Source organism: Nocardioides sp. NPDC004968, assembly GCF_040608935.1.
In the GTDB taxonomy this organism is placed as follows: domain Bacteria; phylum Actinomycetota; class Actinomycetes; order Propionibacteriales; family Nocardioidaceae; genus Nocardioides.
Genome location: NZ_JBEXJF010000041.1, coordinates 24,575 through 46,756, shown reverse-complemented (window position 1 = coordinate 46,756; position 22,182 = coordinate 24,575). Strand labels below are relative to the sequence as shown.

The window sequence follows — 22,182 nt, the reverse complement described above, 5'->3', positions numbered from 1 at the left end:
CGTGATGCTCGGCGCCGTGATGTTCGGCCACAAGCATTTCCAGCCGGTGATCGATGCGATCATCCGCCTGGCCGAGAATAGTCCCGGGACTACGCGGTCCACGTGGTCCGCGGAGCCGGGTGACTGCGCGAGGCTCGTCGGGACAGGACCCAACCGACCGTGGGAGGAAGCCGATGCCTTACATCACCGCCGACGACGGCGCCCAGATCTTCTACAAGGACTGGGGCGACAGCGGGAGCCCCGTGCTGCTCAGCCACGGCTGGCCGCTCAACTCCGACGCCTGGGAGGCCACCGCGCTGTTCCTCGCGGAGCACGGTCACCGAGCCGTCGCCCATGACCGCCGGGGCCACGGCCGCTCCAGCCAGACCTGGTCGGGCAACGAGATGGACACCTACGCCGACGACCTCGCCACTCTGATCGACGCGCTCGACCTGCAGGACCTCACCCTCGTCGGGCACTCGACCGGCGGCGGTGAGATCGTCCGGTACGTCGGGCGGCACGGCACAGCCCGCGTCGCCGGGCTCGTCCTGGTCTCCGCGGTGCCGCCGCTCATGCTGCGGACCGAGGACAACCCCGAGGGGCTACCGATCGAGGTCTTCGACGAGATCCGCGCCGGGGAGCTGGCGAACCGGGCCCAGCTCTACCGCGACCTGGCCGACGGGCCGTTCTTCGGGCACAACCGCAACGGCGATGTGCCGCAGGGCTCCCGCGACGCCTTCTGGCTCCAGGGCATGGCCTCCGGGCACCGTGGCGCCTACGAGTGCATCGCGGCCTTCTCCGCCACCGACTTCCGGCCCGACCTGGCCAAGATCGACGTGCCGACGCTGGTCGTGCACGGCGACGACGACCAGATCGTGCCGATCGACGTCGGGGGCCGCCGCTCGGCCGAGCTGATCGACGGCGCGGAGCTGAAGGTCTACGAGGGTTCCAGCCACGCCCTCCCGGACACCGATCGCGACCGGCTGCACGCCGACCTGCTGGCCTTCATCGACCGCTGACCGGCCTACGGCACCCTGGCCCGCCAGGCCGGAGTCCCGTGCTTGCTCTCGACGAGCGCCGCGGCCTCGTCGATCGTGGCCTGGTCGAGGCCGACGTACGCCGCCCCGAAGCTCTGCTCGAACTCCGCCAGGAGCGCGTCGATGACCTTCTCGCGGCTCAGCCCGGTCTGGGAACGGATCGGGTCGACCCGCTTGGCGGCGCTCCGGGTGCCCTTGTCGGACATCTTCTCCCGGCCGATCCGGAGCACCTCGAGCATCTTGTCGGCGTCGATGTCGTAGGCCATCGTGACGTGGTGCAGGACGCCGCCGGGGATCCGCTTCTGCGCGGCGCCGGCGATTTTGCCGACCGGCGAGGCGATGTCGTTGAGACCGGCGTAGGCGGCCTCGATGCCGACGCTGCGCAGGCCGCGCAGCACCCACTCGTCGAGGAAGGCGTACGACTCCTGGAAGGACATGCCGGCCACGAGCGTGTCGGGGACGGCGAGGCTGTAGGTGATCGTGTTGCCCGGCTCGATGAACATGGCACCGCCACCTGAGATGCGGCGTACGACCTCGATGCCGTGACGCTCGGCGGCGGCCTCGTCGACCTCGTTGGAGATCGACTGGTAGCTGCCGATCACGACCGCGCTGCTGGCCCAGTCCCAGAACCTCAGGTTGGGGGCGCGGCGACCCTCGGCGACCTGGCGGACGATGACCTCGTCGAGCGCCATCTGCATCTTCGGCGCGAGCGGCCCGGTCTCGACGATCTCGAGGTCGAGGTCGTCCCAGGTCGTGGCCCGGCCCAGCGCCCGCAGCACCGTCAGGGCGACGTCACGGGTGCCGAAGCCGACCAGCTCGGCATCACGGGCGGCGACGTCGAGCACCGCCGTCAACTGGTCGATGGAGAGGTCGACGGACTGCCCCTCCAGCGCCTCGGTCAGCCAGCCCAGCGCCTCGTCGGGTTCCAGGAAGAAGTCGCCCGAGAGGACTACGTCGATGATCGTGTCAGCGGAGACCGTCGCGTCGACGACGACCAGCTTGCCGCCGCGTACCTTCCGCTCGCCATGCACTCTTTCGCTCACAATTTCTCAACACCGTGAGCGCCCCGAATCATCCCGGCTAGACGGCTGCTCCGCACGAGCCGGCGGTGTCGGCCAGGCGGGTCAGACCGGCCGGTCCGACGAGCGGGCGCGGGTCCTCGGCGAGCGTCCAGGCCCCGTCGACGAGGACGTAGTCGCCCCGGACGTCACCCGCGAGAAGGGCACGTACGCCGGCCACCAGCCGGTCCACGTCCGCGACCGAGGTGCCGATCCCGATGCTCGCGCGGACCGCGCCGCCGGTGAGCCCGAGGCGCTTGAGGAGCGGCTGCGCGCAGAACCGGCCGTCGCGTACGCCCAGACCGTGCTCGGCGGAGAGGTAGGCCGCGACCCGGCCGGGTTCGATGCCGTCGACCGTGAACGTGACGACCCCGACCGGCTCCTCGGAGTCGGGCCACAAGCGCAGAACATCCACACCCTCCAGCGCGGACAGGCCGGCCACGAGACGCCCCCTCAGTGACGCCTCGTGGCGGTCCAGCTCGGCCGGCTCGAGGCCGCCGAGAGTCGTACAGGCGGCGGCCAGCGCGGCGGCGCCGATGACGTTGGGCGAGCCGCCCTCGTGACGTGCGGGCGCGGGCTGCCACGTGGTCTCGACAAGCTCGACCTCCGACGCGTGAGTGACGTCATCGACGGCCCCTCCCCCGGCGAGGTACGGGGTGCCGACGTCGAGCCAGTCGCGGCGCCCGACCAGGGCGCCGGCGCCGTAGGGGGCGTAGAGCTTGTGGCCGGAGAGGACGACGTAGTCGGCGCCGGTCGCGGCCAGCGAGAAGTGGCGATGGGCGAGCAGCTGGGCGCCGTCGACGAGGACCCGGGCGCCGTGGGCGTGGGCCAGGGTGACGATCTCGGCGACCGGCAGCGCCTCACCGGTGACGTTGGAGGCGCCGGTGATCGCGACCAGGGCGTAGCTGTCGCGGGCCAGCTCGCCGGCGAGGGCGTCGATGGTGCCGGCGAGGGTGTCCCGGCCGGCGACCACGGTCACACCGGCCTCGACGCGGCGCCACGGGAGCAGGTTGGCGTGGTGCTCGATGTCGAGGACGAGCACCCTGCCCGGTACGCAGCCGGCCAGCAGGTTCACCGAGTCGGTGGTGTTGCGGGTGATGACGGTGACGTCGTCCTCGCGGGCGCCGACATAGGCGCCGATGGTCGCGCGCGACTCCTCGTAGAGAGCGGTCGAGACCTGGGACAGGTAGCCGGCGCCGCGATGCACCGAGGCGTACCAGGGCAGGACCTCGGCCACCCGATCGGCCACGCTCTGCAGCGCCGGCGCCGACGCGGCGACATCGAGATTGGCGTACGTCGTGGTCGTTCCGTCCAGCAGCGGGACCTGCGTGTTCGAGCCGACGAGCGGAAGCAGGGACATGGGGGCACCCTTCGGGTCATGGCTCCCCAGGGCTGCCCGGCGAAGCACGCGCTTGCCCGCGCCACCTCGGCGAGGGCCTGGTCGTCACCCGGAGCACCCCACCGCGTGGGAGGGTTGCCCGCCAGCAAGCCGGGGCTTCGCGCTGGCAGTCGTGACCTTCGCCGAAGATGGTGCCGGAGGTGGAGGGACCCCGCAAACCGTACGTCTCGAAATATGGACGCTTGTCCTACATATTGGACGCGTCTAGGTGGCCGGAACGGCGCGAACCGGCAGGATCAGAGCCGAAGGATGCTCTGGATCGTGGTGGACCGTCTGGTCGGCAGCCAGGAGCGTCGTGGCGGTGACGAGCGGCTCCCCGGTCCCGGGATTACGGGCGTAGCGCGGGAAGGCACCGCTAGAGACCTGCACACGGATCCGGTGGCCGCGCTTGAACAGGTACGCCGTGGGCCAGAGCCGCACGGTCGCGCAGGTGAGCTCGTCGGCGCCCGTCAGACCGATGAGTCCGTCGCAGACGTTGTGGGAGCGGCCCTCCTCGTCGACATCGCAGAGCCGCACGAAGACGTCGGCGTACGCAAGGCTCGACCGGAACCAGATCTCGGCACTGACCTCGCCGACGACCTCGACGTCCTCGTCGAGCACCGTGGTGGTGTAGGTGAGCACGTCGGCCCGAGCCTCCACGGCGCCGTTGTCGACGCGGCCGCCGTGGCTGATGCTGATGCCCCCGGCCGCCGGCGTCGGATCGGCCGGGTCGTAGTGATAGCGGTCGGGATCCGAGTCGTCCGGGGTACTCACCGACAGACCACCGTCGCTCTGGAGGTGGAGATGCTGCGGCTCATAGCCCTTCGGCGGCCAGGATTCGAAGTCGCGCCAGGCGTCCTCGCCCATCACGAACAACCGCACCGGTGCCCGTTCGGCCGGCTCCTCGCCGCGCGCGTACGCCAGGCCGAAGTCGACCGCTTCGGCCGCTCCAGGAATCGTCAGGTCCACATGGGTCCAGGGCCCGACAGTGAGCCGGGCCGGCTTGCCGGCGTCCTGAAGAATCGCGAAGTCCCGCAGCTGACCCGGCAGGAAGACGTCGTACCAGCCGCCGATGGAACTGACCGGGACAAGCGTGCCGGCGACCCGATGGCGGTGGTCGATGCCGTCCCAGTGCGGATCGTCGGCATCATGGGCGAGAACGTCCTGGATGTACTGCGAACGCTCGCCGGTGGCCGCGACGTCCATATCCTGCAGGGGCAGCACGCGCAGGGCAGCGGCAGTCTTCTTGGTCTGGGCGTTCCTGCGGAACATCGCGAAGGGGCGCTCCTGGGTGGCGACCAGCGCACCCCACTCGAGCGGCAGCTCCAACGAACGACCGTCGGCACGCATGAACTCACTCGTCAGCGCCGATTCGGTGACTACCGGGATCATGGCCTTGACCTGCGGCGGCAGGCTGTCTGCAAGTGCCCACTGCACATAGCCCAGGTAGCTGATGCCGACCAGCACCATGGAGTCGCCGAACCAGGGCTGCTCGATCACCCAGTCCAACGTGTCCAGGCCGTCCTCGCGCTCCTGGAGCATGGGATCCATGACGCCACCGGAGCCGAAGCCGCCGCGGACGCTCTGGATCAGCACCTGGTAGCCGCGCTCGGCGAGCGGGCGGGCCATGATCGCGCCGAAGAAGCCAGAACGGCCGTACGGGCACCGGACGAGCGCGGTCGGCAGGCCCTCCGCGCCGCCCTTCGGCGTCCAGCGATCGGCCAGCAGCTCCACGCCGTCGCGCATCGGAACGCGCAGGTCGCGGTCGACGACGACCTTCCGCGTCAGTGGCTCGGAAAGCTTCATCTGGCGCTGGATGATGTGACTCATGAGGCTCATCGGTCGGTCTCCTTCTTCAGCACGGGCACGTCGGAAGCAGCCGTCTGGCGCACTGCGGCGGTGATGATGCCGAGCAGCCCGATGAGTCGGTCGGCGAGGTCCTCGGGGTCGAGCGGGTCCTCCGCGTCGGTCACCCAGGCGTTGATGAAGGCGGCCCCGCCGCCAGTGATGAAGACCGCCAGGTCATCGAGCTGCTGCGGGTCGTGGCCCTCCGCGAAGTGCGCCTCCACGGCACGCCGGTTGACCGGGAGGATCAGGCCGCCGAGTGCTTTGGTCAGCGCATGGGCGCTGGAGCTGTTCAGCATCGCCCGGTAGAAGACGCGATGCTCGGCGAAGTGCCGCGTCATGGCCAGCGCACGCTCGCGCCCTTCCGCCGACGCTTCTGCGAAACGTGGCAGCAGCCCGGTCCTGGCCAGGTCGAGCGCGCCTTCGAGCAGCAGGGCGTCGCGATCGCCGAAGTGCTGGTACACCAGCTGCCGGCTCACGTCTGCCGCCGACGCGATGTCGGAGATCGGAATCGCAGCCGTGCCCCGTTCGGTCACCAGGGCGATTGCGGCCTGGATCAGCGCCGCCCGCGAACGTCGGACGCGGCGATCCTTGGCTGGGGTGGCCGCGGCCAGCTCGAACTCCATGAGCGCGATCCTAGACACGTGTTAATTAATTCACAAGTGTCGCGAAAAACTTAGGCGTACGCCTCAGCTCACATCACGGACGGCCTTCCCAGGGGTTGCCGCCGTCTCCCCAGCCGCCCTCGCCATCGCCCTCGCCGTCGCAGGTGCCGAAGAACTCCGAGACCGGGTCGCACTCCTCGCCGTCGTCCTCTTCCTCCGGCGGAGCGGGCGGAGCGATCAGCTCCTCCTCGTGTCCGGTCTCGGGATCCTGGCCGTCGACGTAGACGGGCTCGGGGAAGTTCTCGACCTCCTTGCCCTCCATGGCCTTCGCCATGATGGCCGCCCAGGTCTCGGTGGGATAGTCGGCGCCGAAGTAGGACGGCATCCAGCCGCCGTCGAGCTTCCCCTCGCCGTTGCCGCGCGAGTAGCGGACCGAGGTGGCGATCTGCGGCGTGAACCCGACGAACCACGACGAGCAGACGTACTGCGCGTTGGTGCAGGTGCCGGTGCCGGTCTTACCGGCCACCGGCCGGCCGATGCTCTGGGCCTTCTGGCCCGAGCCGCTCTGCACCACGCCCTGCATCGCGTACGTCACGTCGGCGGCGATGTCCTCGGAGATCGCGTGCCGGGCGTTCTTCCGGCCGTTCCAGCTGTAGAGGACGTTGCCGGCGCGGTCGCGGACCTTCTTCACCACGTGTACGTCGTGGCGGTAGCCGCCGTTGGCGATCGTGGCGTAGGCGTTGGCCATGTTGATCGGGCTGACGTTGGCGCGGCCGAGGGCGATCCGGTCGTCGGCCTTGTGGTCGAAGTCGGTGGTGGTGCTGGGGATCCCCGGGAACTTCGGGTTCGCCTTCGCCGGGGCGACCCCCGCGGCGACCGCGGTGTCGTAGATCGCCTTGCGGCCCTCCTCGGGGCCACCCATCGACTCGGTCATGTCGATGAAGGCCGTGTTCACCGACTGCTCCATCGCCTTGAGCATCGTGATGTGCTGGCCGTAGTCCATCCCGTCCGCGATCCCGGCCTGCTCACCCTCGTTGACCACCTCGGAGCCGGCGTAGGTCGTGAACGGCGAGTCACCCGCCCACGTCGAGTTCAGCGAGTAGCCCTTCGCGATGGCCGCCGCAGTGGCGAAGGCCTTCATCGTCGACCCGGCGTGACCACCGGTCGCGGCCCAGTTGTGCTGGCTGTCGAGGTAGTCCTGGCCACCGTAGAAGCCGAGCAGCGCTCCGGACTCGACGTCGACCGAGGCGGTCGCCACGTGCAGGGCGTTCTTCTGCTCGGGGTCGCCCTTGACGTACGCCTTCCGGTTCTTCGGCTTCACGGTCTTGGCCGCGGTCGCCGACGCCTTCATGACCTTGGGCGAGAGTGTCGCGGTGATCCGGAGGCCACCGCTGTCGATCTTCTCCTCGGTGAACAGCGGCTTGCCCTGCGCGTCGGTGAGGCCGAGCAGCTCGGCCTTGATCATGGTGAGCGCGTGGCCGCGCTGGCCGCCGAGCCGGCTCGGCACCGTCTTCGCGGGGAACTTCGGCAGCGCGTCCTTCACCTTGTCGGCGTCGGCCTGCTTCAGGTAGCCGAGGTCGACCATGCCGGAGAGGACGTACTGGTAGCGGCCGAGCAGCTTCTCCTCGCCACGGAAGGTGCTGCTGGCGGGGTCGAAGCCGGCCGGGTTGTTGAGGATGGCCGCGAGCGCCGCCGTCTCCTGCAGCGACAGGTCCTTGGTGGACTTGGCGAAGTAGGCCTTCGCGGCCGCCTCGATGCCGTAGGCGCCGCGGTTGAAGTAGATCGTGTTGAGGTAGTCGGTGAGGATCTGGTCCTTGCTCTTCTGCCTGGTCAGCTTCAGGGCGATGACCGCTTCCTTCAGCTTGCGCGAGTAGGAGCGCTCGGCGCTGAGGTAGTAGTTCTTGACGTACTGCTGGGTGATCGTGGAGGCACCGCCCGAGGTGCCCTCGGTGGTGTTGGAGAACGCGGCCCGCACGATGCCCTTCACGTCGACGCCGCTGTTCTCGTAGAACGTACGGTCCTCGGCGGCCACCACGGCGTGCTTGACGGTCTCCGGGATCTCGTCGGCGTCGAGCTTGATCCGGTTCTGGTCGCCGTCCTGGTAGCGGCCGAGCTCGGTCTTGCCGTTGCCGTAGTAGACGAAGGAGGTCTCGACCTCGAACGCGGCGTTGGGGTCGGGCACCTTGATCCGGTTGTAGGCCACGATCGCCGTCACCGACCCGATCAGGGCGATGGCCAGGAACCCGACCAGCGCCACCTTCGCCGTGACCTTTCCCCAGCGTCGCCAGGTCGCCTGCGTCGAGGTCCGGGGTGTCGAACCCGTGGACGTCGAGCTCCTGGCCGCGGCCCACTTCTCCGCGACCCAGATCTTGGCGGGTTCGGCCTTCGCGAGCCAGGCGCCGGCGGAGGACGGCTTGGGCGCCGCACGACGCGCACCCGGCCTGCTGGGCGTGGTCCGGGGCGGCTCGGCCGCGATCCGTGGAGCGGGCGGAGGAGGTGGCCTCCACGACGGCGGCGGACCGGTCGGACCCTTCGGAGGCTCGGCGCTCCGGTGTTCCATTGCTCCACCTGACCTAGGCAACTGACTGCGGCGGCCGTTGATCCTACCCGGGTGGGTATGACAACGGAGGCCGACCCCGAAAGGGGCCGGCCTCCGCATCAAGCCGTACGCCGTGGCGTACGGCCTCAGATCCCCATGATCAGCTGAGCTTGAGGTCGAAGCGGTCGTTCTCCATGACCTTGACCCACGCCTTGACGAAGTCGTTGACGAACTTCTCCCTGGCGTCGTCGGCACCGTAGACCTCCGCCAGGGCGCGGAGCTCGGAGTTGGCACCGAAGACCAGGTCGACGCGGGAACCGGTCCAGCCGTTGGAGCTGGTGTAGGTCGCCTCGTCGGCGGACGGGGTCCACTGCTGGTCGTAGTCGAGCAGGTTGACGAAGAAGTCGTTCGTCAGCGCGCCCGGGGTCTTGGTGAAGACACCGAGGTCGGAGCCGTCCCAGTTGTTGCCGAGCACGCGGAGGCCGCCGACCAGGACCGTGGCCTCGGGGGCCGAGAGGCCGAGGAGGCTCGCCCGGTCGATGAACAGGAACTCGGTGGGGAGGTTCAGGAACCCGGAGTCGTAGTTGCGGAAGCCGTCGGCGACCGGCTCGAGCCAGGCGAAGTTCTCCGCATCGGTCTGCTCCTGGGTCGCGTCGACGCGGCCGGCGGAGAACGGGACCGTGACGTCCTTGCCCGCGGCCTTGGCGGCCAGCTCGATGCCCACGCCACCGGCGAGGACGAGCACGTCGGCGAAGGAGACACCGGTCGCGGCCGCGATCTCTTCGTACTTCGCGATGACCGGCTTGAGCTCCTCGGGCTGGTTGACCTTCCACGAGACCTGCGGCTCGAGACGGATGCGACCGCCGTTGGCACCACCGCGGTGGTCGGACGTACGGTGCGTGGCCGCCGCCTTCCACGCGGTGGAGACCAGCTGCTGCACGCTCAGACCGGACGCGGCGATCGCGGCCTTGGCGGCGGAGATCGCGGCCTCGTCGGTCGCACCACCCTCGGCGGGGAGCGGGTCCTGCCAGAGCAGGTCCTCGGCCGGGACCTCGGAGCCGACGTAACGGCTCTTCGGACCCATGTCGCGGTGGGTCAGCTTGAACCAGGCACGGGCGTACGCGTCGGAGAAGGCCTCCTGGTCGTCCCTGAACCGGCGAGAGATCTCGTCGAACTCCGGGTCCACGCGCAGCGCCAGGTCGGAGGTGAGCATGCGCGGCTCGCGCTTGCCCTCACCGTGCGCCTCGGGGACCATGTCGGAGCCCGCGCCGTTCTTCGGACGCCACTGCTTGGCGCCGGCCGGCGACTCGAACAGCTCCCACTCGTAGGCGTAGAGGATGTGGAAGAACTCGTTGTCCCAGCGGGTCGGGTGGTAGGTCCAGGTGACCTCGAGGCCCGAGGTGAGTGCGTCCGCGCCGACACCGGTGCCGTGGCCGTTCTTCCAGCCGATGCCCTGGTTCTCCAGCGGCGCGGCCTCCGGGTCGGGGCCGACCAGATCGTCGGGGTGGGCACCGTGGGTCTTGCCGAAGGTGTGGCCACCGGCGATGAGGGCGACGGTCTCCTCGGAGTTCATCCCCATGCGGCGGAAGGTCTCCTTGATGTCCACCGCGGACTTCATCGGGTCGGGCTCGCCGTTGGGGCCCTCCGGGTTGACGTAGATCAGACCCATCTGGACAGCGGCCAGCGGCGCCTGCAGGTCGCGGTCGCCGGTGTAGCGCTCGTCGTCGAGCCAGACCTTCTCCGGACCCCAGTAGATGTCATCGTCGGACTCCCAGACGTCCGCGCGACCGCCCGAGAAGCCGAAGGTCTTGAAGCCGCCCTCCTCCATCGCCACGTTGCCCGCCAGGACCATCAGGTCGGCCCAGGAGAGGTTCTTGCCGTACTTCTTCTTGACCGGCCACAGCAGACGGCGGGACTTGTCGAGGGAGACGTTGTCCGGCCAGGAGTTGAGCGGCGCGAAACGCTGCTGGCCACGGCCGGCGCCACCGCGACCGTCGTGGCTGCGGTAGGTGCCGGCGGCGTGCCACGCCATCCGGACGAAGAGCCCGGCGTAGCTACCGAAGTCAGCCGGCCACCAGTCCTTGGAGTCGGTCATGACCGCGGCGATGTCCGCCTTGACGGCAGGCAGGTCCAGGGACTCGAAAGCCTTCGCATAGTCGAAGTCCTCGCCCATCGGGTCGCTCACAGGGGCGTCCTTGGCGAGAATCTTCAGGTTGAGCTTGTTCGGCCACCACTCCTGGTTGGCACTGCCGGCGGTGGGGTGAACGCGGCCTGCGTTCATCACCGGGCACTTGCTCACGGCCTCTTCAGACATGAGATTCCTATCCGTTTCTGATCGGACTGGCTGCTGCCAGACGCTGTGATTCACATGTGTTGCGCCGGCCGATGACAAGCTCCGCCGGCGCGGGCTCTACCCCTGGGACAGGCTGCAGTCCGCGCAGGTGCCCCAGTAGATGACCTCGGCCTCATCGACCGTGAAGCCGTTGTCATCAGATGCCGTCAGGCAGGGCGCATGGCCGACAGCGCAGTCGACGTCGGCGATCGCCCCGCAGGAGCGGCAGACCACGTGGTGGTGGTTGTCCCCGACCCGGGTCTCATAACGAGCCACCGAACCGGACGGCTGGATGCGGCGTACGATCCCGGCCGCCGAGAGGGCGGCGAGGGAGTCGTAGACGGCTTGATGGGAGACGTCCGGAAGCCGCTCGCGCACCGCTCCGAGAATCGTCTCGGTGTCGGCGTGCGCGTTCTCGGTGACGGCCCCCAGAACGGCCACTCGCGGGCGAGTGACGCGCAGGGAGGCACCTCTCAGCAGCTGTTCGTAGTCCGTGTGCCCCACACCCCTGACACTACGCCAATTCTTGAATGAGTCAAGAAACGCCGGGGAAATTTCTGGCGCGGATCAACCCAGTTTCACGGTCTCCGGAGACTCCGGAGCCGGACGGGTCGCGAAGCGGCCTGCCATCAGTGGGATCAGGACGGAGATGGCCAGCGGGATGAGGAACATCGAGCGCTCGCCGAAGACCTCGGCGACCGCGGCGATGAGGGAGGCGGCGGCGAGGTAGCCGGCGTAGTTGGCGAGGTTGACGCGCGCGATCGCGTCCTCGGCGTTGTCCGGGGAGATGTGGGCAGCGGCGACGAAGGACTGCGGCGGGACCATCGCCAGGCTGCCGCCGAGGACGGCGAACCCGACGGCCGCCACGCTCCAGTGCGGGGCGACGACGATCAGCACCAGCGCGCCGACGCCGACGATGCCGCCGGTGCGGATCACCCGCTCGGGACCGAAGCGGGCGACGAGGCGGTCGCCGGGGAGACGTACGGCCAGGAGCACCAGCTGGTAGGCGGCGTAGATCGCCGGGCCGACCGCCGCTGCGGCGCCCAGTCCGTCGACGACATAGATCCCGCCCCAGGCGGAGGCCGCCGAGTCGATGAACCACATCGCGAACGTCGGCACCGCGACCAGGAGGAGAGGCAGCCACGGCAGCGGGGGCTTCGGGTGGTGCGTACCGCTGATCCGCTTCTCTGCCGCGTCGACCGCCTCCGGCGGCAGCAGGAGCCGGAACGTGGCGAGGTTGGCGGCCAGGCCGATGACGGCGATCGGGATCATGTCCAGACCCAGGGGTACGCCGAAGGCGATCGTCGCCGTCGCATAGACGGCGCCGAGGACGGCCGCCCCGCTCCACATCGCGTGGAACCCGTTCATCAGCGGGCGCCCGTACCCGTCCTGGGTGGCCGTGCCCTGCATGTTCATGGAGGCGTCGACGCCGCCGAGGAAGAATCCGTAGACGCCGATGAGGACCAGCAGGGTCACCATCGTCGGCGCGAAAGCAGGCGCGACCGCGGCCAGCGAGGCCCCGCCGAGCATCAGCGAGAGGGTCGCGGCGCTGCCGACCCTGGTCGCGAGGTGTCCAGCGGTCACACTGCCGATCGCCCCGACGGCGGTGGTGACTCCGAGCACCACGAACACGTCGCCCGCGCTGAGGTCGAGCTTGGTCGCGATCGACTCGAGCCTGGTGATCAGCGATGCGAAGGTCAGTCCCTGGACCGCGAAGGCGACGAAGACCGCCATCCGGGCCAACTGGAGTCGGGTCATGGACGCGAAGTCTGCACCCTCACGCTCCGTTGGTCGAGCGTTTCAGGACCGCCCTCGCTGGTTGAGCCGCCGTCGTGAGGAACGAGCGACGGCGTGTCGAAACCAACACAGTCCCCTCGGCGCTCGATAGGACCGTGTTGGTCTCGACACGCCTCCGCCTAGCGGCTCCGGCGGCTCGACCAGCGGGGCGTAGGTCAGTTGCCCTTCAGCAGCCCGTCGAGGATCTTCTCGCCGTCCTTGCCGTCACCCTTGCCGAGACTGTCGAACTCCTCGCGGAGTTCCCGCATCTCGCGCTTGGCGCTCTCGCCCTTCTCGACGAGGTCACGGATCTGCTGGATCTGGTCCTCCCACTCCTGGGACTGGCCCTCGTCGATGACGTTCCAGCCCTCGAGGTTCTCGCGCCAGCGGTCGAGCTTGTCGAGGCGGTTGAGAGTCTTGTTGTCCGACTTGTCGACGGGCTCATCAGCGGAGTCGTCGGAGTTGTCAGAGTTGTCAGAGTTGTCGGCGTTGGTGTCCGTGTTGTCGGAGTTGTCGGAACTCTGGGACGGCTGGGCCTCGGCGGGCGCGGGCTCGTAGGCGGCCAGCCAGGAGGCGGCGAAGACGCACGCGATCACGATCGCCACCGCGCCGAGGAGACGGCCGGTCGGGAACTTCCGAAGCGACCCGGGGCGCGGCCCCCGGACCGGAGGCGGGGTGCCGGGACTGGGCAGGACGCCGGTGCGGGAGTTGGCCAGCGCCATCGGCTCGTCGAGCAGGCGCGGCGCCATCATCTGGGTCGGACGTGGCGCCTGCCCGGCGGAGAGCCGGTCGGTGGCGTCGGGGTCGGCGCCGCTGAGGACATAGCCGAGCTCGTGACCGACCTGGTCCATCGACGGCCGGGCGGCCGGGTTCTTGTCGAGCATCCGGGTGACCAGCCGAGCCAGCGGCGCCGGCACCGCCCGGAAGTCGGTGATCCGCGGCACCGGCTCGCTGAGGTGCATGTGCAGGATCTTGACCGGGTGCGGTGCGGAGTAGGGCACCTTGCCGGTGAGCATCTCGAAGAGCACGCAGCCCAGCGAGTAGACGTCGGCGGGCGGCCCGACCGGGTCGCCGGAGGCCTGCTCGGGCGAGAGGTAGGACGGGCTGCCGATCACATGGCCCGTCTGCGTCAGCCCGGCGTCGACCCCTGTCATGGCGTACGCGATGCCGAAGTCGAGCACGGTCAGCCGGCCGTCGCCGTCGAACATGAGGTTGGCGGGCTTGATGTCGCGGTGCACCACACCGGCCCGGTGGGCGGCGCCGAGCGCGCCGGCGACCTGGCGGGTGTACTCGACCGCCATGTCGACCGGCATCGCGCCACGCTGCTGCAGCGGCTCGGCCAGGGTAGGTCCGGGCAGCAGCTCCATCACCAGGAAGACGTCGTTGTCGTCGCTGCCCGCGTCGAAGATCTTGACGACGTCGTCGTGGACGACCCGGGCGGTCGAGAGCGACTCACGGCGGAACCGCTCGGCCATCGTGGGGTCGTCCACATCACGCAGCAGCTTCACCGCGACATCGCGGTCGAGGACGGTGTCACGCGCCCGCCAGACCTCGCCCATGCCACCGGCTCCGAGCAGGGTGAGAAGCCGGTAGCGGCCGGCGATCGGGGGAAGCTCGTCCATGACGGAAATTATGCCGGGGTCACCCAGGAGCCGAAGAGCGGGATGCCTTCCCAGGCTCCTCCGCGTGCGACCGCCACCACCGCGTGCGGCCGGTCGAACCTCAGGTCGATCTGCCGCACCTTCGTCTCGCGCGGCGCCGCAGTGGCGGCGCGGACCATCATCCCGGTCACCGCGGCAGCCTTGAAGCCCTCACGGTCGTAGGACGCGACCGCCTTCTGGACGCAGACGGCCTCCGTCTCCTCCTCGACCGCGGCCATCACTCCGCGGGCGATCTCGGCGACTCCCGGCGCGGACGAGAGGTCGTGACGGTCCTCCGCGCTCCACTCCGGCAGATGGCTGCGCCAGCGGTCGGACGGAGCGCTGCCGAAGGCGGTGACCTCGCGGACGGTCCAGGCGTGCCCGTCCTCCTGGCCGGCATCGAAGGTGCGGTCATGGACCTCGCCGGCGTCGATCCTCCGGACGACCTCGTCGGCGGCCCGCCACACGTCGTCGGCGGACACGCCCTCCTCGGCGATTACGGAGTAGACCGAGATGCCGTCCTCGCTCGACGGGCTGGCGACCGCGACCGGGCCGGCAGCGTCGGTCTCCACGACGGCCTGGAAGCCGTCCTCGAGCAGCAGCAACCCGTCCTCGCCCTGCTCCAGCTGCTCGCTCCAGCGCGGCGTGACCACCAGCGCGGAGGCGAGCACGAGCAGCGTCTGGGCGTCGAGCTCGAGCGGGAACTCCTTGATCAGTCCGCGGGTGTGCTCATCGGCCCAGGCGTCGAGCCCGGCCTGGTCCGGGAGCGGGTCGAGCACGATCGGCAGGCCCTTGGTCAGCTCGACACCCGACCGCAGCCAGCCGGCAACCGCCGCCCCGATCGTGGGGTGCGGCGCCTCCAGCAGCGTCAGCGCGGCGGCCCGCGCGTCGGCCTTGTTCAGGCCCAGGATCTCGTCGGTCTCGGTCTCCGCCGCGGGCGCCAGCGAGGCGAGGAGCAGCCACAGACCGGCGTACGAGATCACCGGGGACTCGGCGGATCCGAGAGCGGAGCGGGTGGCGGCGGCGTACGTTCGGACCGCCTCGGCGGCAGCGAGGGACAGGGGCGTCTGCGTTCCCGACTTCTCCATGCTCGAAGACATTACGGGGAGAGCCACGACAGGTGACCCAAGTCACGATACGGTTATGTATCGAGCGAGGAGGCATCATGGCCAAGAAGTCGCGCACAGCAGGGCTGGACCCGGAGACCGAGTTCCAGGAGATCTCGAGGCGTCTGGGGCTCTACGAGTTCCCCTGGGACACGACTCAGGCACTCAGCTTCGCACTGTTCCGGACCTACGCGGTGCCCTCGATCGGCCGGCTGCTGGCCGACACGCACCAGTTCACCGAGAACACCCAGAAGCGCTACGACGACACCGCGCTGCTGCTGGAGGACGCGGCGATCGAGGACCTGGACAGCCCTCGCGGCCGGGCCGCGGTGCGGCGGATCAACCAGATGCACAAGATGTACGACATCTCCAACGACGACATGGTCTACGTCCTCTCCACGTTCGTGGTGATCCCCCGGCGCTGGAACCAGGAGTTCGGCTGGCGGCAGTCGACCCCCGACGAGCAGCTCGCCGCGCTGCGCTACTACCAGGCGCTCGGGAAGCGGATGGGGATCAAGGACATCCCGGCGACCTATGCGGAGTTCGAGCAGCTCCTCGACTCCTACGAGGCCGAGCACTTCGGGTACGACGAGGGCGGCCGTGCCGTCGCCGACTCGACCCTCGAGCTGCTGACGACCTTCTACCCGCGTCCGCTGGCACCGATCATCCGCATCTTCTCGCTGTCGCTGATGGAGCCGCACCTGCTGGAGGCGTTCGGCTACCCCGAGCCCGGGCGGCTCGCCCGGACGCTGTCGCGCGGGGCGCTGAAGGCTCGGGCGCGCTTCGTCGCGCTGCTGCCGGCACGGCGGAAGCCCGCGTACGTCCGGGACATGCCCCGCATCAAGAGCTACCCGCACGGGTTCAACACCGAGGACCTCGGCACCTTCGCGCCGGGCTGTCCGGTGCACCGGCCGGTCTCTGAACCTGTCTCCGGCACCAAGCCGTAGCCCACCCCTCCCCCACACTTCACGGGGCCTTCACCGGGCACCGCTTCGCTGTTGTCGATAACCCCCATATCGACAGGAGCACGTCCATGCCTGCCCCCAGCAACTCTCCTGATCTCGGCCCTGATCTCCGTGGCGCCCTCCGCGGCCTCGACCGCCGCCGCTTCCTGACCGTCTCGGCCGCCGCGACCGCGTTGGCCTTCACGACCGGCCTGCCACGTACGGGCGCCTTCGCCGCTCCGGCCGGCTCCCCTGCCGACATCACCTCGGACCCGTTCACCCTCGCCGTCGCCTCCGGCGACCCGCTGCCCGACTCGGTGCTGCTGTGGACCCGGCTCGCGCCGCTCCCGCTGGAGCCCACCGGCGGGATGCCGCCGTCGCGCTTCGACGTCGGCTGGGAGGTGGCACGCGACGCCGGTTTCAGACGCGTCGTACGTCGCGGCACCGCTGCCGCACACACGGAGTTCAACCACTCCGTGCATGCCGAGGTCCGTGGCCTGGACGCGGCGACCGAGTACTTCTACCGCTTCCGGGTCGGCCAGTGGATCAGCCCGGTCGGCCGGACCCGGACCGCCCCGGCCGTGGGGGCCGCGGTGTCGTCGCTGACCTTCGCCCTCGCCTCCTGCCAGCGCTATGACCAGGGCTACTACACGGCGTACAAGCATCTCGCCGGCGAGGACGTGGACGCGGTCTTCCACCTTGGCGACTATCTCTACGAGTACGCCGTGAACGCCTCCGCCGGGGCGCGCGGCTACACCGAGCCGCTGCCGGCACACCTCAACCACGAGACCGTCACGCTGGACGACTACCGGGCGCGCTACGGGCTCTACAAGTCCGACCCGGACCAGATCGCCGCCCACCTGGCGCACCCGTTCATCGTCACCTGGGACGACCACGAGACCGAGAACAACTACGCGGGCGACACCCCGGAGAACTCGGTGCCGCCGGAGGAGTTCCTGGTACGCCGCGCCGCCGCCTACCGCGCCTACTGGGAGAACCAGCCGCTGCGGCTCCCGCAGCAGCCGTCCGGTTCCGACCTGAGGCTCTACCGACGGCTGCGGTGGGGCCGGCTGGCGCAGTTCGACATCCTCGACACCCGGCAGTACCGCACCAACCAGGCCAACGGCGACGGCTGGAAGGTGCCGTCGGCGGAGTCCGAGGCCGAGTCGATGACGCTCCCCGGGAACGAGCAGGAGCAGTGGCTGATCGACGGCTGGCGCCGCTCCTCGGCTCTCTGGAACGTCGTCCCGCAGCAGGTCACCTTCTCCCGCCGCGACAACCCCTCCGGCGACGGCACCCGGTCGATGGACTCCTGGGACGGCTACCCCGCCTCCCGGCGCCGGATCCTCGACGGCTGGAAGGCGTCCGAGCAGTCGAACCTGATGGTGCTGACCGGCGACGTACACGTCCACTACGGGCTGAACATCCACGACGACTTCGACGACCCGTCCTCGCGGATCATGGGCACCGAGATCGTCACCAGCTCCATCACCTCGGGCGGCAACGGCGCCGAGCATCCCGCCAACTGGGCTGCCTACCTGGAGCGCAACCCGCACATGAAGTTCTACAACGGCCTCCGTGGCTACACGACCGTCTCCCTGAATGCTGACGGCGCGGAGATCACGTACAAGAACGTCGCCCAGGTCAGCACTCCCGGGGCGCCGCTGACCGTTGGCGGTCGGTTCTTCACCGAATCCGGCCGGCCGGGTCTGGTCGAGGCGTAGGAGGTCAGTGCGGCGCCCGGGTTGTGACAACAGGCTGCGGGGCGGCCCGCGGGGCCCCTACGCTCAGAGGCGTGACCCGTCCGCGGTACTCCCCCGCTGTCGGGTTCGTGGTCGCCGTGCAGGCTGCCGTACTGCTGGCGATGAGCCCGTTCTACGGGCCCCATCGGGACGAGCTCTACTTCGTCTCCGCAGGTCAGCGGTTGGCTTGGGGATATCCCGACCAGCCAGCGCTGACACCGTTGCTGGCGCGGGTCGCGACCGAGATCGCGCCGTACAACCTCGTCGTGCTGCGGTTGTGGAGTCTGCTGGCGATGGTCGGACTGGTCCTGCTGGCGGCAGAGTTCGCACGGCTGCTCGGCGGCAGGCGTACGGCGCAGGTGCTCACCGCGGGACTCGTGGCAGTCGGAGTGGTCACGATGACGTTCGGGCATTGGCACTCGACGGCCACGTTCGACGCGCTGGCCTGGACCGCGATCCTGGTGCTGGTGGCCCGGGCGCTGATCGCCGACGGCTGGCGGCAGCGGGGGCTGTTCTGGCTGGCGGCCGGGATCGCCGCGGGGATCGGGCTGGAGAACAAGCACTCGGTGGTCTTCCTCCTCGGCGCGATCCTGCTCGGCATCGCGCTCGTTCCGGCGACCCGGCGCAACCTGGCCATGCCGTGGCCGTGGCTGGCCGGCCTGACCGCGCTGGTCCTGTGGACTCCCAACCTCCTCTGGCAGCTCGAGCACGACTGGCCGGTGCTCGACCTCTCCGAGGACATCCGGGACGAGTACGGCGGGCTGGCCGGACGGATCGGGTACGTCACCCAGGCGCTGATCCTGCTCAGCCCGGTGATCACGCCGATCTGGATCATCGGGCTGGTGGCGCTCTTCCGGCGCCGCGAGTGGGCGCCCTTCCGACCGGTCGCCGTCGCGTTCGTGCTGGTCGCGGGCTTCTTCCTGATCGCGGGCGGCAAGGGCTACTACCTGGCCGGCCTGTTCCCGCCGCTGGTCGCGGCAGGCTCCGTGGTGGTCGCCGAGCGACTACGACCGCGCACCGTCGGCCTTCTCGGCGCCGGCCTGGCACTCCTGACCATCCCCGCCTGGCCGATCAACCTCCCCGTGCTCCCGGCGAAGACCTACGCCAGCTCCTTCTACACCGCCGCCGGCGAGGACCAGCTGGAGACGATCGGCTGGCCCCAGTACGCCGCCCAGGTACGGGCGGTCGTCGAGGACCTGACGCCAGCCCAGCAGCGTACGGCCGTGGTCTTCACCGCCAACTACGGAGAGGCGGGCGCACTGGAGTGGTATGGCATCGGCATTCCGGTCCACAGCGGGCACAACGGCTGGCGGTTCTGGGAGCAGCCCCCGACGGGCGCGACACCGATCGTCGTGGTCGGGTTCGAGGACCCCGACCGCTTCTTCGACGGCTGCCGGCAGGTCGCCTCGCTCCACAACCGCGAAGGTGCCGGCAACGAGGAGGACGGCGCCCCGATCCACGTCTGCGACACCGCGACACAGCCGTGGTCACAGCTCTGGCACTACAGCGCCTGATCTGCATCGGTCACCGACCACGACGTCCCGTCGTATCCGACAACGGCGAGATCTCGAGGTCCCCGGTCAGGTAGGCGAGGGTCGTGTCGTTGGACAGCACCACCCGGCGACCTTCGTCCGTACGCCGCTGCAGCGACCTCAACGTCGTGAGGACCTGCTCCGGGCGGTCGAGGAGCGGGTAGCCGACCCGGACGACGCCCTTGCGCCAGCGCCTCGGAATCAGCTGGATCCGATGACGCCGCGTCACCGTCCACGACGGCGCATCGCCCCGCGCCGTGATCTCGAGGAAACGGTTCCTCACCGTGATCCCGTTCGGGCTCATGACCTGCTCGAACAGGTCGACGCGGACGTCCGTCCACGCCGCCGAGACCGTCTCGGGGCCAAGCTCGACCGTCAGCGCCTCGGGCGTGATCAGAACTGCTCGTCGCAGTCTCAGCGTCGTCGCATGCTCGGCCACGACGACGGCGAAGAAGACCGCGAGGACCATGAACGGCAGCCCGATGAACAGATTGCCGGCCCGAAAGCCGATCCCCGCCGCCAGGCACAGCATCGCCACGAAGCACACCAACATCAGCTCTCCGCAGATGCCCGGCGCTCGCCTCAGCCGGATCACGATCCCGTCACCGGCGACCACACCCAGCCGCCTGATCCTGCGCGCGGCGCTCCAGGCCGGACGTACGCCCTTGGTGATCAGTCCATGCACACCGATCAGGAACAGCAGGATCCCGAAGCCGGTCCCCAGCAGATAGGGCCCGTACGTGCCACCGTCCGCCACCACCGACCCGACTCCGATGGCCAGCCCGATCAGGGCGTTGAACACCCCCGTGACCGTCCAAGCAACCCGGCGCACCGTCGCCATCCACGGCGAGCCCAGATCCTCATTCCCGACCACGCCGTAGACCTTAAGGGCCACACGGGACCATATTCACCCTGACGTCATCCGGCGCGACGTGTACGCCCTGATCGAGGCTTCGGCCTCTTCGGCGGTGATGTCCCCGATGAGGACTCGAAGGGTGAGGCCGTCGGAGAGCGCGAGCAGCTCGATGGCGCGTGCTCGTGCCTCGGCCTCCTCGAGACCGTCAGCCTCCTCGATGTGGCGGGTGCACTCCTCGACACCGACCCTCGTCGCCTCGGCCAGGATCCGGCGTACGGCGGTGTGGGTCATCGCCTTGGCGACGTAGGCGTACCAGACGGTGACGCCGATGCGGCCCGCGTCGGTGGCCGGGATCTGCTGGAGCAGGATGTGCAGGAGGCGGTCGCGCGGCGGACGGTCGGCGGTCGCCTCGTACTCGATGACGGCTCGTTTGACGAGCAGGTCGATGCCGGCGACCACCAGTGCGTCCTTGGTGCCGAAGTAGTGCTGTACGCGACCCATCGAGACCCCGGCCCGGGCGGCGACGGTCCGCAGGCTGACGCCCTCGATCCCCTGCTCGGCGACGATCTGCCAGAGCCCGGCGACGATCTCGAACCGGCGTTGTTCGTGGTCGACGGCTCTTGGCATGGCGCCAGGTTAGCAATACAGTCGCATCGCAATAGGTTTCAATGCGATCGCATCGTTATCGGGAACGTGAGGGACGGCATGAACGGGGACATCGAGGATGAGCACATCGAACCGCGCAGGAAGCGCCGGCGCTGGCCGGTGGTGCTCCTCACCGTCATCGCGGTCGTCTCGACCGGGTGCCTGGTGATGGTGCTCGGCACGAGCGGCCCCGGCGTCGGCCACTTCCGCACACCGGCTGGACGCCAGACCTACACCGAGGCGTACGCCGCGGCCTTCGCCGCGCTCCCGAAGCCGACCGAGACGCGCGACGTGGAGACCACGTTCGGCACGGTCCGTGCGTACGCCTGGGTCAACCCGGACCCGGTCGACGACGTCCCGGTCGTGCTGGTGCCGGGACGGGCCAGCGGCGTACCCATGTGGGGCGAGAACCTGCGCGACTTCGCCGAGCACCGCACCGTCTACGCCTTCGACGCGATCGGCGACAGCGGGCTCTCCGAGCAGACCCTGCCGCTGCGCGGGATGGACGACAACGCTCGTTGGGTCGAGGAGGCGCTGGCCGGTCTCGGACTCGACCGCATCCACCTGGTCGGTCACTCCCAGGGCGGCGGGCTCGCCGCAGCCGTCGCGGTGCGCCACCCGGATCGGCTGGCCAGCCTCACCCTGCTCGAGCCGATCATGACGTTCGGCATGCTGCCGGTCTGGGCGATCGGCTGGTCGGCGGTGGCTGCTCTCCCGTTCCTGCCCGACTCCTGGCGCGACCATGCGCTGAACCGGATCGGAGGCGTCGAGGACGACGAGGTCGATCCCGAGGACCCGATGGCCCGGATGATCGCCGCCGGTACGGCGCACTTCGACTCCAGCAGCCTGCCGACGCCCTCGCGGCTGAGCGACGAGCAGATCCGGTCACTGCGGATGCCGGTGTACGTCGCGATCGCGAGCGACAAGTCGCTGGCCGGTGGCGAGGACGCCGCCGAGAGAGCCGAGCTGCTCCCCCGCGCGACCGTCAAGGTCTGGCCGAAGACCACCCACTCCCTGCCCATGCAGGTCGCAGCCGAGCTCGATGCCGAGCTCGAGAGGTTCTGGGCGGACGTACGTTGACCGGCAGCCGTCAGTGCGAGTCGACCGCGTACAGCCGCGCCAGCGCCGACCCGATCACCAGGGTCAGCCGTCGTCCCTCCCGAGACCG

The 22,182-nt window shown here is 69.6% G+C and carries 17 protein-coding genes and 1 riboswitch; of the genes, 5 read left to right on the top strand and 12 right to left on the bottom strand.

Annotated elements, in window-relative coordinates; genetic code table 11:
• Window positions 1–173 precede the first annotated feature (173 nt).
• Window positions 174–998, top strand: coding sequence for an alpha/beta hydrolase (locus tag ABZU72_RS25025; RefSeq protein WP_355021493.1), 825 nt, complete (start codon window positions 174–176; stop codon window positions 996–998).
• A 5-nt stretch (window positions 999–1,003) separates the two neighbouring features.
• On the opposite strand, the gene ABZU72_RS25020 is transcribed toward ABZU72_RS25025, so the two are convergent.
• The 10 genes from ABZU72_RS25020 to ABZU72_RS24975 form a co-directional block, all read right to left on the bottom strand.
• Window positions 1,004–2,059, bottom strand: coding sequence for a biotin/lipoate A/B protein ligase family protein (locus tag ABZU72_RS25020; RefSeq protein WP_355021492.1), 1,056 nt, complete (start codon window positions 2,057–2,059; stop codon window positions 1,004–1,006).
• A 37-nt stretch (window positions 2,060–2,096) separates the two neighbouring features.
• On the bottom strand, window positions 2,097–3,434 hold the full coding sequence (locus tag ABZU72_RS25015) for an aminotransferase class V-fold PLP-dependent enzyme (protein ID WP_355021491.1): 1,338 nt from the start codon (window positions 3,432–3,434) through the stop codon (window positions 2,097–2,099).
• Between the two features lie 43 nt (window positions 3,435–3,477).
• Window positions 3,478–3,591, bottom strand: a riboswitch (SAM riboswitch).
• An 86-nt stretch (window positions 3,592–3,677) separates the two neighbouring features.
• The gene (locus ABZU72_RS25010) at window positions 3,678–5,291 is read right to left on the bottom strand and encodes a CocE/NonD family hydrolase (protein ID WP_355021490.1); all 1,614 of its coding nucleotides are present in this window, start codon (window positions 5,289–5,291) and stop codon (window positions 3,678–3,680) included.
• A complete protein-coding gene (locus tag ABZU72_RS25005; protein WP_355021489.1) occupies window positions 5,288–5,923 on the bottom strand; it encodes a TetR/AcrR family transcriptional regulator in 636 nt (211 codons plus the stop codon). The genes ABZU72_RS25010 and ABZU72_RS25005 overlap by 4 nt, the downstream gene beginning before the upstream one ends.
• A gap of 73 nt (window positions 5,924–5,996) precedes the next feature.
• Entirely contained in the window at window positions 5,997–8,462 is a 2,466-nt protein-coding gene (locus ABZU72_RS25000) for a transglycosylase domain-containing protein (protein WP_355021488.1), read from the bottom strand.
• A gap of 139 nt (window positions 8,463–8,601) precedes the next feature.
• Complete coding sequence (gene katG, locus ABZU72_RS24995; RefSeq protein ID WP_355021487.1) at window positions 8,602–10,755, bottom strand: catalase/peroxidase HPI; 2,154 nt, start codon at window positions 10,753–10,755, stop codon at window positions 8,602–8,604.
• Window positions 10,756–10,851: 96 nt separating this feature from the next.
• On the bottom strand, window positions 10,852–11,277 hold the full coding sequence (locus ABZU72_RS24990; RefSeq protein WP_355021486.1) for a Fur family transcriptional regulator: 426 nt from the start codon (window positions 11,275–11,277) through the stop codon (window positions 10,852–10,854).
• 63 nt (window positions 11,278–11,340) lie between these two features.
• Window positions 11,341–12,531: an MFS transporter gene (locus ABZU72_RS24985; RefSeq protein WP_355021485.1), complete on the bottom strand. Its 1,191-nt coding sequence runs from the start codon at window positions 12,529–12,531 to the stop codon at window positions 11,341–11,343.
• A gap of 194 nt (window positions 12,532–12,725) precedes the next feature.
• Window positions 12,726–14,171 carry a protein kinase gene (locus ABZU72_RS24980; protein WP_355021484.1) on the bottom strand — a complete coding sequence of 482 codons (1,446 nt, stop codon included), beginning with the start codon at window positions 14,169–14,171 and terminating at the stop codon, window positions 12,726–12,728.
• A gap of 8 nt (window positions 14,172–14,179) precedes the next feature.
• A complete protein-coding gene (locus ABZU72_RS24975; protein ID WP_355021483.1) occupies window positions 14,180–15,277 on the bottom strand; it encodes a hypothetical protein in 1,098 nt (365 codons plus the stop codon).
• 77 nt (window positions 15,278–15,354) lie between these two features.
• Here ABZU72_RS24975 and ABZU72_RS24970 point away from each other — a divergent pair, with 77 nt between their 5' ends.
• The 3 genes from ABZU72_RS24970 to ABZU72_RS24960 all read left to right on the top strand — a co-directional run bounded on the left by ABZU72_RS24970 (window position 15,355) and on the right by ABZU72_RS24960 (window position 19,495).
• Window positions 15,355–16,242, top strand: coding sequence for an oxygenase MpaB family protein (locus ABZU72_RS24970; protein ID WP_355021482.1), 888 nt, complete (start codon window positions 15,355–15,357; stop codon window positions 16,240–16,242).
• Between the two features lie 86 nt (window positions 16,243–16,328).
• Window positions 16,329–17,963, top strand: a complete 1,635-nt coding sequence (locus tag ABZU72_RS24965; RefSeq protein ID WP_355021481.1) for an alkaline phosphatase D family protein — start codon at window positions 16,329–16,331, stop codon at window positions 17,961–17,963.
• Between the two features lie 71 nt (window positions 17,964–18,034).
• On the top strand, window positions 18,035–19,495 hold the full coding sequence (locus ABZU72_RS24960) for a glycosyltransferase family 39 protein (protein WP_355021480.1): 1,461 nt from the start codon (window positions 18,035–18,037) through the stop codon (window positions 19,493–19,495).
• 10 nt (window positions 19,496–19,505) lie between these two features.
• Here the strand turns inward: ABZU72_RS24960 and ABZU72_RS24955 are convergent, their stop codons facing one another.
• Both ABZU72_RS24955 and ABZU72_RS24950 read right to left on the bottom strand, forming a co-directional pair.
• On the bottom strand, window positions 19,506–20,387 hold the full coding sequence (locus ABZU72_RS24955) for a hypothetical protein (RefSeq protein WP_355021479.1): 882 nt from the start codon (window positions 20,385–20,387) through the stop codon (window positions 19,506–19,508).
• Window positions 20,388–20,420: 33 nt separating this feature from the next.
• Complete coding sequence (locus tag ABZU72_RS24950) at window positions 20,421–20,996, bottom strand: TetR family transcriptional regulator C-terminal domain-containing protein (protein ID WP_355021478.1); 576 nt, start codon at window positions 20,994–20,996, stop codon at window positions 20,421–20,423.
• A gap of 78 nt (window positions 20,997–21,074) precedes the next feature.
• Here ABZU72_RS24950 and ABZU72_RS24945 point away from each other — a divergent pair, with 78 nt between their 5' ends.
• Window positions 21,075–22,094 (top strand): alpha/beta fold hydrolase, encoded by a 1,020-nt coding sequence (locus ABZU72_RS24945; protein WP_355021477.1) that lies wholly within the window; start codon window positions 21,075–21,077, stop codon window positions 22,092–22,094.
• Window positions 22,095–22,182 lie beyond the last annotated feature (88 nt).

Excerpts from the sequence above, each read along its gene's own strand:
- ABZU72_RS24985 (WP_355021485.1), bottom strand. The coding sequence starts at position 12,531 with ATGACCCGACTCCAGTTGGCCCGGATGGCGGTCTTCGTCGCCTTCGCG.
- ABZU72_RS25015 (WP_355021491.1), bottom strand. The coding sequence starts at position 3,434 with ATGTCCCTGCTTCCGCTCGTCGGCTCGAACACGCAGGTCCCGCTGCTG.
- ABZU72_RS25000 (WP_355021488.1), bottom strand. The coding sequence starts at position 8,462 with ATGGAACACCGGAGCGCCGAGCCTCCGAAGGGTCCGACCGGTCCGCCG.
- katG (WP_355021487.1), bottom strand. The coding sequence starts at position 10,755 with ATGTCTGAAGAGGCCGTGAGCAAGTGCCCGGTGATGAACGCAGGCCGC.
- ABZU72_RS24965 (WP_355021481.1), top strand. The coding sequence starts at position 16,329 with ATGCCTGCCCCCAGCAACTCTCCTGATCTCGGCCCTGATCTCCGTGGC.
- ABZU72_RS24945 (WP_355021477.1), top strand. The coding sequence starts at position 21,075 with ATGAACGGGGACATCGAGGATGAGCACATCGAACCGCGCAGGAAGCGC.
- ABZU72_RS25005 (WP_355021489.1), bottom strand. The coding sequence starts at position 5,923 with ATGGAGTTCGAGCTGGCCGCGGCCACCCCAGCCAAGGATCGCCGCGTC.
- ABZU72_RS24950 (WP_355021478.1), bottom strand. The coding sequence starts at position 20,996 with ATGCCAAGAGCCGTCGACCACGAACAACGCCGGTTCGAGATCGTCGCC.
- ABZU72_RS24975 (WP_355021483.1), bottom strand. The coding sequence starts at position 15,277 with ATGGAGAAGTCGGGAACGCAGACGCCCCTGTCCCTCGCTGCCGCCGAG.
- ABZU72_RS25025 (WP_355021493.1), top strand. The coding sequence starts at position 174 with ATGCCTTACATCACCGCCGACGACGGCGCCCAGATCTTCTACAAGGAC.
- ABZU72_RS24980 (WP_355021484.1), bottom strand. The coding sequence starts at position 14,171 with ATGGACGAGCTTCCCCCGATCGCCGGCCGCTACCGGCTTCTCACCCTG.
- ABZU72_RS25010 (WP_355021490.1), bottom strand. The coding sequence starts at position 5,291 with ATGAGCCTCATGAGTCACATCATCCAGCGCCAGATGAAGCTTTCCGAG.
- ABZU72_RS24970 (WP_355021482.1), top strand. The coding sequence starts at position 15,355 with ATGGCCAAGAAGTCGCGCACAGCAGGGCTGGACCCGGAGACCGAGTTC.